Here is a 14,623-nt window from a genome sequence, read left to right on the forward strand (position 1 = left end):
AAAATGAAAAAATTAAGTGGTTATCCCAATTGGTTTTTCTGGTTGATCATTCTTGCCATCACAGTAACGGGCCTTACAGGCTTATTTATGCTGCCTTGGGTGATGGAATTTAAACTGCAGTGGGATGTGGATTTTGGCCTGAGCGGGGAGCTGCGTTTACCCGCGGTTGTGATGCATGTGCTGCTGGGCTGGCTGATGCTCATCTTGCTCGGCGCACTGTGGCATAGCCATATCCGTGCAGGCTGGCGTAAAAAGCTTAATCATAAGAGTGGATTAGTGATGTCACTCAGTTTGTTGGCATTAGCGTTAACGGGCGTGGGTTTGTATTACTTGAGCTCAGAATCGGCGCAGTTGGCCGCGAGTTTATTGCACACTTTTTTAGGGCTATTACTCTGTGGCGGCTTTGGCTGGCATTACTGGCACGGCCAGCAAATTCGGCAGCAATCCTTAACGCGTCAGCGTATCCTCTAATCCATAAAAAAGAGTGCCTAGGCACTCTTTTTTATCTGTCTTTGAGCGACGCGAAGTCAGGGACATCTGGGCGCGTTACTCTCGTTAAGCGACTTTAAAGCGTGACACTTCTTTTTGTAAGTTGCTGCAAATGGTTTGGGTGTTGACGACGATTTGCTGAGTCTCTTGGATAACGGTATTGCAGTAGCGGGTTTTGTCAGACAGCTCGGTCAAGTTGCGATTGATTTCTTCGGTCACATGGGTTTGCTCTTCGGTGGCCGTGGCGGTTTGGGTCGACATCTCACTGACCTTAGAGGTGGAGTTCAGGATCTCATCTAAGGCATCCTGTGTCTGACTGGCGAGGGTCACGGTCGAGTTCGTGAGGCTGGCGCCCGATTCAATGCTCTTAACTGCATCATTTACACCCCGTTGTAACTCCTCAATCATACGCTGAATATCTTGGGTCGAGGTTTCGGTGCGGCTCGCCAGTGTCCGCACCTCATCGGCAACCACCGCAAAGCCGCGTCCTTGCTCACCCGCACGGGCCGCCTCAATGGCGGCGTTGAGGGCGAGTAGGTTAGTTTGCTCTGCAATCGAGCGGATAACATCCAATACCGAGGCGATATTGGCGGAATTCACTGAGAGTTTTTCGATAACCGCCACGGCTTGTTTCACCGACTCAGACAGTTGCTGAATATGGTTAACCGACTGGGTAAGGATATTTTTACCCTCAATGGTTTGGTCGTTGACTTTAGTTATTTCGGTGGCGGTATGCAGGGCGTTGCTGGCCACCTCTCGCACCGCAGCGCTCATCTCATTCACCGCCGTGACTATGGTATCGACAAACTGTTCCTGCTCGTAACTGATGCCTATGGTGGTGGTTGATTTTGTCGCGAGATTTTCAACGGTTTGGCTGACATCTTTGGTTTGGCTGATAATCGCGATAACCATTTGCTGCAATTGGGCCACAAACAAGTTAAAGGCATTGGCTAGCTCGCCAATTTCATCTTGACGGGTGATGGGGATTCGTTGGGTTAAGTTTCCGTCGCCATCGACAATATCGTTGATCCTGTCGGTAATATCGCGGATCGCATTGACTATGATTTTGGGACCAAAGTAGGCGATCACGAGAGCTACTATCGCGACTAAGGTGGCTATGGTGACCGAAATTTGGGTTTGCGTGGTGGCCTGCTCTGAGGCCTGTAAATCCAGTTCCTTAACGCGGTTATCGGCGGCTTCACCGGCGGCGTTGTAGATACTCCTTAAGGCCTTAAACTCTTTTTTAGATTTGTTTTCATGGAGTTGTCTTGCCAGTTCAAAGTCATTGTTTTTCACAGCATTGATCACTTCCGATGAGGCTTGATACCAGAGTGAAAATTGCGCCTCAAAACCGCTGGTGGACTTGATAACTTCTAAATGGTCTTGCAGATAATTTTTAAATTCCCCCATGCGATCGCGCGCTTGGTCGACGTTTTCCTGCCAGTTGTCTATCTCACTCTTGCGGTTCTCGCTGCTGAGCTCGGGCCTAAGCAGTACTTCTTCACTCAATTGGGCCTGATAGAGATCGCGGTCGGCGTTGAGGATAGCCGAAATCGCCGGATTAAATCGTTGGCTAAACTCCTGCATTTGCTTGAGGGTGGTGCGGTTCTGCATCGCATCCGTCACGGCCATCACAATTAAGGCTGTGGCCATAATGGCAAACATCAGCGAAAACTTGACTCTAATGCTATTAAACATGGGACTCTCCATAACTCTCTGACAAAACGACTTATTAAATAGCTTAGTCGCTATTTGGTTGTTTGCAGCAGCCTGCGAAAAGTCTGTATTAGAAGCGATGATAAAAAAACGCCCCAAGGTTTTGGGGCGTTGAGTTAAGCGATTTATTCGGTGCAGGCGATAGGCGCTGGTGTTTTCGGTTTAGGTTTTACCTGTACTAACATCACCCCAAAGATGACCATAGCACCACCTATATAGTGATAAACGGCTAAGGTTTCATTCAGAATAATCGCCGCTAAGATTGCCGCGAGGATCGGCATCAAGTTGAAGAAAATACTGGTGCGCTCGGCCCCTAACTTGCTGATGCCATTAATCCAGGCCCAAGGTGCGATGAGTGAGGCCCCCAGAGCGGCATAGAGTATTAACGGCGCGGCTTGGCTGCTAATGGCTGTACTTGGCGCGCTAAACAGCAGCGGGATTAACATCAACACCGCGATAAGCCCTTGAATATACACTGACTCCCACGTCGATATCGGCAATTGCCAGCGTTTAAGCAATACCCCATAAAGTGCGTATACAAAGGCGCTGATGAGTAACAGTAAATCCCCTTGGGTCACGCCGATGGCAAGATTGGCCATATCGCCGTGGCTTAACATGAACACTAAGCCCAAGAGCGAAATCACAGTGCCACCAAAGACAAGAGGCGTCAGCTTTTGTTTGAGTAGTGGTACGGCCAAGAACAAGCTCACCATAGGCACCAGCGAGTTGATTAGGGCCATATTGGTCGCAGTTGTGGTTGCCGCCGCAAAATAAGCTAGGCTTTGGTTTAATACCATGCCTAAGGCGGCCAAGGTGGCGAGTTTGGGCAGTAATGGTGCAATCGTTTTACGCTTACGCCAGACGGGTTTTAGCATAAAAGGTGTTAATACTAGCATCGCAAAAAACCAGCGATAAAAGGCTATCGCTTCGGGGGCGATGATCCCAAAGGAGAGTTTGTTAACAATGGCGTTGCCCGCCCAAATCACGACGGCGAGCAGGGGAAATAAATACAGCATAGGTCAGTCTTAATTGGTGTGGAGACGGGGTTAGGCGAAGGGGCTTAAACCCGATGTTTTAGGCTGCTGCTATTATCTCTGGTCTTTTATGATATAAATATCGCTTAAAAGACAATGTCAGTTCGTCGGCGGACAATCCTTTTTAAGTCTCAGTATTCGCCTCGAATTTGCCAGCCTATTTTTGGAGTTCTGATGCGTCCCGTTTATCATCCGCTCAAGGCTGAACAAGCGCCTGTTGCCGATATTTTCTTCAACTATGAAGCGTTTCTCCCTAATACCATCACCCCAAAACACAGTCACACTTGGGGGCAGTTGCAGCTGATCAGCGGTGGTATTATGGAGCTGCATGCCGCAGGGCAGCGGTTTTTATCACCTTCCCAATATGCGATTTGGGTACCTGCTGGGATTGAACATGAGAGTTTTACTCGCCGCAGTATTCATTATTGCTCGATGAATATAGTTGCTAGTCGTGCTGGGGCTTTTCCGAATGAAACCTGCCTGCTGGCGGTCACGCCCATCGCACTGGCGATAGTGAACGACCTGAGGGAGCGGCAAATCAGAGTGGCCGAGAGCGACGCAGATAAACGTCTAGTTGAAGTGTTAATCGATCAGTTGATTTTAGGTCAGGCACAGCCGCAATTTTTACCTTCGAGTAGCGATAAATTATTACAGCCCATTTTGCAGCAACTCGAACTCGACCCCGCCAGCCAAAAGAGCCTTAAGAGTTGGGCAAGCGAGCTGCATACCACAGAGCGCACTCTGGCTCGGCGATGCCAAGACAGCCTTGGGATGAGTTTTACTGAGCTGCGGCAGCGACATAAGTTTATTTATTCGTTACAGCTATTACGTGAAGGATTGGCAATCAAGGAGGTGGCGCTGACCTTGGGCTATAACCAAACCTCACCTTATATTGTGATGTTTAAAAAATATGCTCAATATTCGCCTGAGCAATATCGCCGACAATTGGGATAAAAAAGAGGGCGTGATAGTCACCACGCCCTCTTGCTCATAAAGAGAGGATTTAAGGGATTTTTTACACAGGGATTAATCGGAGTTTTTCTGTCGATTCCGTTTATCCTGACGTTTCTCTTTTAAGGTTTTCATCGGCGGTTTTTTCGCTTTTTCTTTACTCATGACAATGACTCCTAACTGAATCTAAACTCAGCAAAGTGATACTTAGTAAAGTGAAACTTCATAAAATGAGACTATCGACTGTAGCGCCGCATTCTTACCGATAGTGTCGTTAATATTACCCGTCGGCAAAATTAACTCATGAAAAGCCGTATGAGCCAGATAAATAAACTTATACCTCTTGATGGTTTTTACATAAGCGCTGCCATACTCGGTAAATATGCAAGAGGTCTAAGCCTTGGCTCATCGGCTTTAATTTGTTTCGCGGCCTGTTAATGACTTCAAAATAGCGCTCTCCCTATTTCCTTATATGCCAATGCTAGATGCCGCCGCAAATAGCGACCTAAAAGCATGCTGCCACTGAAATTTGAGCATACTTTATTCTGATAAAACTATTTTTACCGTTAATTTATTTTTTGCTGAGGGTGATGTCTTTCACCATAAATAATACAGGTTTACCTAGAATATTGACTTCGGCATATTCGCCCTTTGTGCGCCCGAGTAAGCTTACGCCGAGGTCAGAGATCACCGAATAACGTCCCGCTCTGGGTTTGTGCCTGGGCGGATACACCAGCTCGATACGGTATTCCTGCTGGTCCTGTTGGTTAACCAGTAAAATTTCTCGACCAACTGTCACTTTATCTTGGGTTTCTTCACTCTTAAGTTGATCCAGTTTTGCGATCACCGCAGCTAATGAAGTCGGGCGCAGTGAGGCATTAAAACTGTTTTGCAGGTAATAGGTTTCAGTTTTCAACATAAAAGACTGAAATAGATTGCTAAAAAAAGAATAAAACATAACTACCTCAAAATATGAGCTAGATAACTGCCGTGCCCCAAAATAAAAATGGAAGCGATAAATTAAAATATGGGAATTCGATGCCGAGTGCGAGTGGCACTCGGCTTAAACTGGAAATTTAAGTGAAAGGCGTACAAAGCGGGATAAATAATGAGGCTTATTTAGCGTAAAAGGCGATGATTCAAATGTGATAGATGAAAATGCATTGTTTAACATGTTGCTACATCTCCATATCAAATTAAGGCTAAATTAATCATCCAATTGGGTTGATGATTAATGACTAATAAACTGTCCATACCATAGGCCAACTGAAAAAATAAAGCAACCCATGTTTTAACTCTAGGCTCTTTATTTCTGGAATGACGTTTTCCTATTAAATAAAAATATTTTCTTAATAACCGGCGATATTTTTAGGCAATTATTAGCGCATAAATTGATTAACGTGGCTGAATGTTAAGCCACTAAGTTGTTAGCCCTGCACCTTGCAGGATAATTTTAAGGCAGAGGGAAACCAGCAGTAGGCAACTGACGCTGGTGCACCAAATCAGTAGTAACCAGCCGAGCCGTTTGGGGAGCGATGAAGTCTGAGTCGTCATTGCAATCTCCTAAGTTGTGTTGCTGGCAGCCGAGTCGATATCGGCTGCATGAAGTCGTTTTAGTGATAACCCGCATCCTTGGTGACTTTGCCGCGAAACACGTAATAGCTCCAAAAGGTGTAGGCCAAGATCAAGGGGATAATCATCAGTGCGCCGATGAGCATAAAACCTAAGCTGCTCTCAGGTGCAGCCGCCTGCCATAGGCTGATCGTTGGCGGAATAATATGTGGCCAGATGCTGATGCCCAAGCCACTAAAGCCTAAGAAGATTAACGCGAGCGTTAGCAAGAAGGGGCGATAGTCATCCTCAGTATTTAAAGCGCGAATAAGTGCCTTAGTGCAGAGTAATACCAGCAGAGGTACAGGCGCAAAATAGAATAAATTCGGCAGACTAAACCAGCGCAGGGCAATATTGGGTTGTACGAAGGGTGTCCATAAACTGACGATTCCTATGGTCATCAGCAGGCAAACAGCGAGGACTTTAGCAAGTTGCTGCATGGTCGTCTTGAGTGTGCCTGTGCATTTCTTCACTAACCAAGTTGCGCCAAGCAGCGCGTAGGCCAGCATCAGCCCAAAACCACAGAAGAGTGAGAAGGGCGATAACCAATCGAAGCTGCTACCGCTGAACCTTTGTCCATCTACCGAAATGCCCGAGATAAATGCGCCGAGCACTACGCCTTGGGCAAAGGTGGCAATAATCGAGCCGAACATAAAGGCTTTGTCCCAAAAGGGTTTGGTCTCTGCGCTGGATTTAAACCTAAATTCAAAGGCGACGCCGCGAAAAATCAACGCGAGTAGCATGATCAGTAAGGGAATGGTCAGGGCTTCGAGCACTATGGCGTAGGCGAGAGGAAAGGCGCCGAGCAGGCTAGCACCACCGAGTACCAGCCAAGTCTCGTTTCCATCCCACACTGGCGCGACGGTGTTGACCATTACATCCCTATCGTCCTCATCATGGATGAAGGGAAATAAGATGCCGATGCCAAGATCGAAGCCATCCATCACTATATACATGAGTGTGGCAAAGATGATGATCCCAAACCAAATCAGGGGTAAGTCGAATTCCATGTTGTGCCTTTAAATGGGTTGATTAATCAATTGATATGCTAAAAAACTGGATTTGTTATCCATGGTGCTCAATCCCTTGCGCTATCGGCCCTTTACTGATGAGCCGCATCATGTAGCGATAACCCACGCCAAAAATGCCGAAGTAACAGATAACAAACATCATCAGGCTGATGCTTAAATGGGTCACACTGTGGGACGAAACCGCATCTTGAGTGCGCATTAACCCTTGGATAACCCAAGGTTGGCGGCCAAGTTCAGTGGTAAACCAGCCCGCGAGGGTCGCGATTAATCCCGCGGGACCTAACAAGAGTACCAAGCGCAGGAACAGGCGATTGCTGTATAGCGTCTGCTTGCGTCTAAGGTAGAGGCTCCAGACGCCCGCCAAAATCATCAGCACGCCTAAGCCCACCATCACCCTAAAACTCCAAAACACTAAGGACACATTGGGCCAATCCTCGGCAGGAAACTCAGTGAGTGCTGGCACTTGCTTGGTTATATCGTGTTTTAAAATCAGACTGGCTAATCCTGGAATTTCCAAACTGAAATGATTGGTTTGCTTATCCATATCGGGCATCGCGAATAAGATGAGCGGCGTAGGTTCATCCCCTTCATTACGCCAGTGGCCTTCCATCGCCGCGATTTTTACTGGTTGATACTCAAGGGTATTTAGCCCGTGAAAGTCACCAATCACTGCTTGCAGCGGTGCAACAATCAATGCCATCCACATGGCCATGGAAAGCATTTTACGAATCGCGGGAGTATCGTTTCCTTTGAGCAAATGCCACGCGGCGGAGGCGCCAACAAAGAAGGCCGAGGAGAGAAAGGCGGCAACCGTCATATGGGTTAAACGGTAGGGAAATGAAGGATTAAACACGATTTGCCACCAGTCGATGGGGACGACTCGGTTATCAATGATTTCAACCCCCTGAGGTGTGTGCATCCAACTATTGGAGGCGAGGATCCAAAAGGTTGAAATCACAGTGCCCGTGGCCACCATGCAAGTGGCAAAAAAGTGCAGCTTTTTGCCAACCTTATTTTGCCCAAACAGCATCACTCCGAGAAATCCCGCCTCGAGGAAAAATGCTGTCAGCACTTCATAGGTGAGCAGAGGGCCGGTTACGCTGCCCGCAAAGGCCGAAAAACCACTCCAGTGGGTGCCAAATTGGTATGCCATCACTATGCCTGAGACCACGCCCATGCCGAAGTTAATGGCAAAAATCTTGACCCAGAATTGATAAAGCTGCTGATAAATCTGATTGTTTGTCTTCAACCAGAGTCCTTCTAACACGGCTAAATAGGTGGCTAACCCAATAGTGATTGCGGGAAAGATAATGTGAAAAGAAACGGTAAAAGCGAATTGGATCCTCGCGAGTACGGTGGCATCAAAATCAAACATAGTGTCCTCAGGCGTGCAGCAAAGGGATGTGTAAATGCAAGTCGCTCAGCGCCTCGGATTCGTACCGCTGATGGCTTGTGCGCTATTAGACCATGGGGTAACCTGGCTATAACAGATACAGAATTAACTGAGTTAGCTATAACAGATGTCTAAATACCAACAGTTAGCGCAGGATCTCAAAAACCGAATTTCTCAAGGTGTCTGGCAGGCGGGGGATAAACTGCCCTCATTGCGGCAAACCGTGACGGATTCGGGGCTGAGTTTAATGACGGTGCTTAACGCCTATCAGTTGCTCGAAAGCCAAGGCGTGATATTGGCGCAGGCAAAATCCGGTTACATAGTGGCGCCTCAGCCCGAAGCCTTTCGTTATCCAGAGACTCAACGACAAATCTATTTCTCCGATAGGCTCGATATTAACGAGTTTGTGTTTAACGTATTACAGGCATCGAAACAGGCGGGGATTGTGCCCTTTGGCTCAGCATTCCCCGATCCCAGTTTATTTCCACAGCAAGCCTTGGCGCGCTCGTTGGTCAAGGTCACTCGGCAGATGTCGCCGTCGTTTGCGGCCGATAATCTTCCCCCCGGTAATGCTGGGTTACGCAAGGCGATTTCCCAACGTTATGCCAAGTTAGGCATGAGCGTGGCGCCCGATGAAATTTTAATTACCTCGGGGGCGATGGAGGCGCTGAACTTGAGCTTAGCGGCCTTGGCTCAGGCGGGGGATTGGGTCGTGATTGAATCGCCTACCTTTTATGGTGCGATGCAAGCCATTGAACGCCTCAAGCTGAGGGCGATTGCGGTCGCGACGGATCCCCGCGAAGGGATTGATCTTAACGCTTTGGCTGAAGTACTTAAGACCTATCCCGTCAAAGCCTGTTGGTTGATGAGTCTGCATCAAAACCCCTTAGGTTGTAGTTTGTCTGACCAGAAAAAACAGGCTGTTTATCAACTGCTTTGTGAACATAATGTCAGTCTGATTGAAGATGATGTATATCAAGAGCTTTATGTCGGTTCGAGTGCGCCTAGGCCGATTAAAGCCTTAGACACTCAAGGCTGCGTACTGCATTGTGGTTCCTTTTCTAAATCCTTGATTGCGGGATATCGAGTCGGTTGGGTTGCCGCGGGGCGCCATGCCCCGCAATTGCAACGCTTGCAATTAATGTCGACCCTCTCAACCAGTGCGCCTATGCAACTGGCCATCGCCGATTTTATTCAGTCACCCCAATATGAGCGTCATTTAAAGCGCTTACGCCACACCTTAGCGGATCGCAAATTTGCCATGTATCAGTTGCTGCGGGCTCACTTGCCGGAGTCTGTAAGTGTGAACTTTGAGCCGGGCGGTTATTTCCTCTGGCTGGCGTTGCCTAGTCATATGGATGCGACGCAGATATACCATAGTGCACTTGAGCGAGGGATCAGTATCGCGCCGGGGAATCTCTTTAGTAATCAAGCAGAGTTTCGCCATTTTATGCGCATTAATGCCTCCTACGATTGCTCACCCGAGTTAGTGCGTGCGGTAAAAGCGCTCGCGCAGATCCTAGAGCACTCCCCGAATTAATAGGCCAAAGTGTGAGCCGTTGCGTCAATTTTAATGGCGATTTAAAAATTTTTAGACTTCTAGATGTCTATCTGTTAGCTTGAGTGCAGTGCACAAATCTTGTGCGATTAGAGCATGGGTTAGGATAACGCTCCCCCTCAATTTGACTTGGGGAGTGGCTATGTTTTGAGAACAGTTTAGGGAACTGTTTTTGGCGTTGTTCGGGGAATTTATTGGGGAAGGACACAAAGATGAAACTTGAATCACTGGCATTACACCACGGATATGAATCAGAGGCGACCACGAAAGCCGCTGCGGTACCTATCTATCAGACCACTTCCTACACCTTCGATGATACCCAACATGGTGCTGATTTATTTGACTTAAAAGTCGCAGGTAATATCTATACGCGGATTATGAACCCGACGAGCAGCGTGCTCGAACAGCGACTTGCGGCCATTGAAGGCGGCATAGGCGCGCTGGCGCTTGCCTCGGGAATGGCGGCCATTACCTATGCGATTCAAGCGCTTACTCAGGTGGGGGACAATATTGTCAGTACCAGTCAGCTCTACGGCGGCACTTATAATCTGTTTGCCCATACATTGCCGCGCCAAGGAGTCGAAGTGCGGATGGCAGCCTTCGATGATTTTGAAGAGCTCGATGCTTTAATTGATGCTAAGACCAAGGCGCTATTCTGTGAGTCCATAGGTAACCCTGCTGGCAATATTGTTGATCTTAAACGTTTAGCCGAGATAGCCCATAAACACGGCGTGCCTTTAATTGTCGATAACACTGTTGCCACCCCTGTTTTATGTCGCCCGTTTGAACATGGCGCCGATATCGTTATCCATTCGTTGACCAAATACATTGGCGGCCATGGAACGACAATTGGCGGCGTGATTATTGACTCGGGCAAGTTCGATTGGGTGGCGAACAAAGAACGCTTTGCCCTGCTCAATCAAGCCGATCCTTCCTACCATGGTGTGGTGTATACCGAGGCCTTTGGTGCCGCAGCCTTTATTGGACGCTGCCGCGTGGTGCCGCTGCGTAATACTGGGGCGGCGCTCTCACCTCACAGTGCATTTTTGCTGCTACAAGGGCTGGAAACCTTGAGTCTGCGTATGGAACGCCACTGCTCGAATGCCTTGGCATTGGCCGAATACTTGATACTGCATCCTTCAGTCAGCTGGGTGAATTACGGTGCTTTGCCGAGTAGCCCTTACCGTGAAAATTGCCAAAAGATCACCGGTGGTAAAGCCTCTGGGATTATCAGCTTTGGTATTAAAGCGGCCACTCCCGAGGAGGGTAAAATCGCTGGTGGCAAGTTTATCGACGCGCTGCAGATGATTTTGCGCTTAGTGAATATAGGTGATGCCAAATCGCTTGCCTGCCATCCCGCCAGCACCACTCACAGACAGTTGGACGCGAACGAGCTTGCTAGAGCCGGGGTGTCTGAGGACTTAATTCGAATCTCCGTCGGCATTGAACATATCGACGATATTATTGCCGATGTGGCGCAGGCGCTGGAAAAAGCCTTGGCTTAACGTATTAACTTGATTATTCGAATGAAAAAGGCCGCTAATGTTAGCGGCCTTTTACTTTGCATAACTGACGACTTATTGGTTTGCTTCTTGTAGGCGATTACGCGCCTTTTGATAGAAGTAAGATACGGTCAGTAAGATCACCCCAATCAACATAAAGGCGATAACCTTTTGCACTAGCTCGAAGGACGCCATATCCAGCAATAACACTTTGAGTGTGGCTAAGGTAAAGAGTCCAGCGGCGAGGCGGATCATATCCCCATGCTGGGGTTTTAGGCTGATAAACATTAACACGCTGCCATGGACGACGAGCAAAATGGCGCTGAGTGGCGCGGCAATCATATTATCGAACGCATAACTCCAGGTGAGATAACTCAGCGCGAGCAATCCATGCCAGCCCCATTTGAGCCATTGCAGCGGTAAGAAACGCTGATGCAAACGAATAGCGACGCCGCGGCGTAAGATAAGTAGCGCGAGCAGTGCTAATGCCATCAATTCACAGAGGATCAATAACACGTTATCCAGATCGAGTCTTAGCGACAACTCAAAATGCAGCATTATCGGCAGCAGCACTAGCCCTAGACAAAGCCCGTAGGCCAAGCTGTAGCTTGAGCGCACCGCGGCTTGGATTTCGATGGCTAAGTGCGCCATCAATCCCGTTTGCACTGAGCCATGTTTGGTGCGTCTTTGGAGCAAGAGGGCAAAGTAGCCGCTCAGTGCTAATGCCGTCATCGACCATGCCACTACATCGACGCGGTTAAATCCATAGACCAATACGGCCAGCACCAGCGCGAAATAATAAGGGCTAAGTTGCCATTGCAGGGTTAGCAGTGATGCACAAGGCTTGGCAAGCTTGCGATAACGCAGCAGTACAAAGCCCATGGCTAGGGCGCCAATGAGCAGTGCGATAAGTCCTTGCCAAACTTCAAATAGGCACAAGCTGGCGGTGGTGAGGATCGCTAGCCAAGTCAAAATCTTGGTTTCAATCTCAAGGGCTTTATGCTTGATAACATAGGCAAGGGCGAGGCTGAACAAGCTGCTGAGCCAGAGTGCAACCGCGGTAAACTCCCAATAACTGCGCATCACCTTAGGCAATAAGATTAGCGGCAGCAGCAGATAACAGCCGAGTTGTATCTGCTTGGCGGCCTGGGCGAACAGCGAGCTTGGGTAATGCTTACGATACCAATAGTGGGCCAGCAACAGGGCGGCGAATAATTCAATGCGTGCCAGTTTGGCCATCAGTGGCTGCGCACTAAAGCTCAGGCTGCCAGTGAGGGTCACTCCTTCGACCACAGAAAACAAGAGCGGCAGCAGCAAGAGCCAAGCGGCAAATTCGCTGACCATCAACTTGTCTTTACCACTTAAATACAACATCAACAGACTCACGAGCGGGATGATGGCGAGGTAATAATCGCTGCTGATAAGGTAAGCCGCCAGCAAAAGGGTCGCCACATAAAAGCCGCTGAGGAACTCTTTGAATAAATAACTCAATTGCCGCTCGAGCCGCGACAGTGGCAACTCATCATTGCCAACTTGGCGGATAACAAAGAGCAGGGCCGCCGCGCTTAAGGCTAGCGCGAGCAGCGGGAACCCAAGCGCCGCCATCATCGTTTGCTCGCCAAGTCCGAGTAAGGAAAAACCTGTCAGCACCGCATATAAATTGAGAACCAGCCCTGTCAGCAATAACACGTAGGCTTCGGCGCGCACCGAAATCAGTTTCTCCTTAAGGCCAATCCATAGCAGGAGCAATGCTTCGAGAATGAGCACTAATCCCAGGAAATCATGGCTTAATAGATAAAGGGCAGCAAAGGCGGCAAAACTGCCGCCAAAGACTAACAAGAGACTGCGCTGGGACGGGGCGAGTCGAGACTTGAGCTTAACGTATAAGCCTGCGCAGATGAGTGCGTTGGCAATAAATATCTCCCCTGCAAATGGCGTAAATTGGGTGAGTTCGAAGATAACAAAGGCCAGTAGGGCTATCGGCAGAACTAAGGCTCTATGGCTAAGTGAGGTCGTTGAAGGATTCACCATAAACCCAAATAGACCATAGAGATAAAACAGTGCGTTAATGCTCACTAGGGCGAGCACTGCTGCGCCGCCCCATTGAGTGAGCGGTAAATCGATAAAATAACTGAAGGCTTCGATGCAGGCGATATGCAGGAAGGCGGTGATTTCCAGCAGTAATGGCCAGTGTAATTTACGGCTTTGGGCGAGGGCGCCCGCACCTATCAGTAGCAGATAGGGAATATACAGTAGCGGCGCATAGCTTTGGGATAACAACATCATAGGCGCCATTGAGCCGCCGACTAAAGCTATCACGGCAATGACCTTGGCATCGAGTCGCATCGACAGGCCATAGCCCGCTAAGGTAATCAATAGCAGCAGGATAAAGCTGGCACTGTTAGGGATAATCTCAAAGTAGGGGCCAATAAAATAGGCGCAGAGATAGTTTAGGATAAGGCCTAATCCGACAACCCCAGATCCAAAGTCGGCCATGCCCGCCCTTTTTTGGCGGATAAAAATCCCGCCCGCAATAATCGCATTGGCGCAGCCAAAACCTAGTAGGGCTTTACCGAGTTCGGAAAACCAATGGTTGATGGAATATTGCAGTAGGTAGCCAAAACCTAGGGTGAGGGTGATGATGCCCGCGACCGTCATCAAAAACACTGGGCCTAGACCCTTGGCTTGATAATGTTGATAAAAGCCTTTGACCTGTTCAGTGATGGCTGCAAATGGCGCCATAATGGCGGCAACGCTTTGGGATAAGATGGTCCCTAACTGACTTGTGGCCTGCACACCCACTTCAAGTCCGGCTTGCTGAGAAAAGGCCTTATCTTGCTGCAAATCATCCTGCTGCGAATCCACTGGTGAATGCACGGCTTTTGAGGGAGCCTTTGCGTGGCGCTGCCAAGGATCGTCTTGCCAAGGATTTGCCTCGGGCGCTTGTGGTTGGATATGGGGAGCCATTTCTTCAGTTTGCAGTGAGGCGCGCCCATCCCTTGGCTCAATCGTCGTGCCGAATGGCGTTGTGATATCGTCCGTGCAGGTGGATGCGGTGGTGAGAGTGGCGTTGTCTTGTTGCTCAAGCTGAAGACTGATGCTGTCGAGCTTGGCCGAGAATTCTGCCAGTTGGCGGCTGAGTGAAGATTGCTGCGACAGGTGCTGCAGTTTTAACTGCGCCAATTCTGCCTTGAGTTGGTCAACGTCATCCTTTAACGGCATCTCAATATCCTAAATATGCTTTCCATCTCCATGGGGCATAAAAGTCTAAGTGACTCACTTCTATGCTTTTACTGTGAAAGATTGTACTGACAACTAGGCATAACGGCTAGTAAAAA

At 48.7% G+C, this 14,623-nt stretch carries 11 protein-coding genes; 4 read left to right on the forward strand and 7 right to left on the reverse strand.

Annotated features, from left to right (window positions below):
* Positions 1 to 3 precede the first annotated feature (3 nt).
* Entirely contained in the window at positions 4 to 471 is a 468-nt protein-coding gene (locus SHEWANA3_RS04810) for a hypothetical protein (protein WP_011716051.1), read from the forward strand.
* An 84-nt stretch (positions 472 to 555) separates the two neighbouring features.
* Here SHEWANA3_RS04810 and SHEWANA3_RS04815 read toward each other — a convergent pair whose 3' ends face one another.
* Both SHEWANA3_RS04815 and SHEWANA3_RS04820 read right to left on the reverse strand, forming a co-directional pair.
* Entirely contained in the window at positions 556 to 2,187 is a 1,632-nt protein-coding gene (locus tag SHEWANA3_RS04815; RefSeq protein WP_011716052.1) for a methyl-accepting chemotaxis protein, read from the reverse strand.
* 143 nt (positions 2,188 to 2,330) lie between these two features.
* Positions 2,331 to 3,221 (reverse strand): DMT family transporter, encoded by an 891-nt coding sequence (locus SHEWANA3_RS04820; RefSeq protein ID WP_011716053.1) that lies wholly within the window; start codon positions 3,219 to 3,221, stop codon positions 2,331 to 2,333.
* Between the two features lie 192 nt (positions 3,222 to 3,413).
* On the opposite strand from SHEWANA3_RS04820, the gene SHEWANA3_RS04825 reads away from it, so the two are divergent.
* Complete coding sequence (locus SHEWANA3_RS04825; protein ID WP_011716054.1) at positions 3,414 to 4,193, forward strand: helix-turn-helix transcriptional regulator; 780 nt, start codon at positions 3,414 to 3,416, stop codon at positions 4,191 to 4,193.
* Between the two features lie 568 nt (positions 4,194 to 4,761).
* Here SHEWANA3_RS04825 and SHEWANA3_RS04830 read toward each other — a convergent pair.
* The 4 genes from SHEWANA3_RS04830 to SHEWANA3_RS04840 form a co-directional block, all read right to left on the reverse strand.
* Positions 4,762 to 5,148 carry a GreA/GreB family elongation factor gene (locus SHEWANA3_RS04830; RefSeq protein ID WP_011716055.1) on the reverse strand — a complete coding sequence of 129 codons (387 nt, stop codon included), beginning with the start codon at positions 5,146 to 5,148 and terminating at the stop codon, positions 4,762 to 4,764.
* Between the two features lie 461 nt (positions 5,149 to 5,609).
* A complete protein-coding gene (locus tag SHEWANA3_RS23135; RefSeq protein ID WP_084294915.1) occupies positions 5,610 to 5,744 on the reverse strand; it encodes a DUF2474 family protein in 135 nt (44 codons plus the stop codon).
* Positions 5,745 to 5,803: 59 nt separating this feature from the next.
* Entirely contained in the window at positions 5,804 to 6,811 is a 1,008-nt protein-coding gene (cydB, locus tag SHEWANA3_RS04835) for a cytochrome d ubiquinol oxidase subunit II (protein WP_011716056.1), read from the reverse strand.
* Between the two features lie 55 nt (positions 6,812 to 6,866).
* A complete protein-coding gene (locus SHEWANA3_RS04840) occupies positions 6,867 to 8,207 on the reverse strand; it encodes a cytochrome ubiquinol oxidase subunit I (RefSeq protein ID WP_011716057.1) in 1,341 nt (446 codons plus the stop codon).
* A gap of 145 nt (positions 8,208 to 8,352) precedes the next feature.
* Here SHEWANA3_RS04840 and SHEWANA3_RS04845 point away from each other — a divergent pair, with 145 nt between their 5' ends.
* Together SHEWANA3_RS04845 and SHEWANA3_RS04850 are read left to right on the forward strand one after the other, a co-directional pair.
* On the forward strand, positions 8,353 to 9,765 hold the full coding sequence (locus SHEWANA3_RS04845; protein WP_011716058.1) for a PLP-dependent aminotransferase family protein: 1,413 nt from the start codon (positions 8,353 to 8,355) through the stop codon (positions 9,763 to 9,765).
* A gap of 230 nt (positions 9,766 to 9,995) precedes the next feature.
* The gene (locus tag SHEWANA3_RS04850; RefSeq protein WP_011716059.1) at positions 9,996 to 11,288 is read left to right on the forward strand and encodes an aminotransferase class I/II-fold pyridoxal phosphate-dependent enzyme; all 1,293 of its coding nucleotides are present in this window, start codon (positions 9,996 to 9,998) and stop codon (positions 11,286 to 11,288) included.
* Positions 11,289 to 11,360: 72 nt separating this feature from the next.
* Here SHEWANA3_RS04850 and SHEWANA3_RS04855 read toward each other — a convergent pair whose 3' ends face one another.
* The gene (locus tag SHEWANA3_RS04855) at positions 11,361 to 14,507 is read right to left on the reverse strand and encodes a DUF2339 domain-containing protein (RefSeq protein WP_011716060.1); all 3,147 of its coding nucleotides are present in this window, start codon (positions 14,505 to 14,507) and stop codon (positions 11,361 to 11,363) included.
* Positions 14,508 to 14,623 lie beyond the last annotated feature (116 nt).

Origin of the sequence: Shewanella sp. ANA-3 (genome assembly GCF_000203935.1) — a bacterium.
Taxonomy (GTDB): Bacteria; Pseudomonadota; Gammaproteobacteria; order Enterobacterales; family Shewanellaceae; genus Shewanella.

Bases quoted from the DNA above. Each gene is read 5' to 3' on its own strand.
- SHEWANA3_RS04810 (WP_011716051.1), top strand. From the start codon at position 4: ATGAAAAAATTAAGTGGTTATCCCAATTGGTTTTTCTGGTTGATCATT.
- SHEWANA3_RS04815 (WP_011716052.1), bottom strand. From the start codon at position 2,187: ATGTTTAATAGCATTAGAGTCAAGTTTTCGCTGATGTTTGCCATTATG.
- SHEWANA3_RS04820 (WP_011716053.1), bottom strand. From the start codon at position 3,221: ATGCTGTATTTATTTCCCCTGCTCGCCGTCGTGATTTGGGCGGGCAAC.
- SHEWANA3_RS04825 (WP_011716054.1), top strand. From the start codon at position 3,414: ATGCGTCCCGTTTATCATCCGCTCAAGGCTGAACAAGCGCCTGTTGCC.
- SHEWANA3_RS04830 (WP_011716055.1), bottom strand. From the start codon at position 5,148: ATGTTTTATTCTTTTTTTAGCAATCTATTTCAGTCTTTTATGTTGAAA.
- SHEWANA3_RS23135 (WP_084294915.1), bottom strand. From the start codon at position 5,744: ATGACGACTCAGACTTCATCGCTCCCCAAACGGCTCGGCTGGTTACTA.
- cydB (WP_011716056.1), bottom strand. From the start codon at position 6,811: ATGGAATTCGACTTACCCCTGATTTGGTTTGGGATCATCATCTTTGCC.
- SHEWANA3_RS04840 (WP_011716057.1), bottom strand. From the start codon at position 8,207: ATGTTTGATTTTGATGCCACCGTACTCGCGAGGATCCAATTCGCTTTT.
- SHEWANA3_RS04845 (WP_011716058.1), top strand. From the start codon at position 8,353: ATGTCTAAATACCAACAGTTAGCGCAGGATCTCAAAAACCGAATTTCT.
- SHEWANA3_RS04850 (WP_011716059.1), top strand. From the start codon at position 9,996: ATGAAACTTGAATCACTGGCATTACACCACGGATATGAATCAGAGGCG.
- SHEWANA3_RS04855 (WP_011716060.1), bottom strand. From the start codon at position 14,507: ATGCCGTTAAAGGATGACGTTGACCAACTCAAGGCAGAATTGGCGCAG.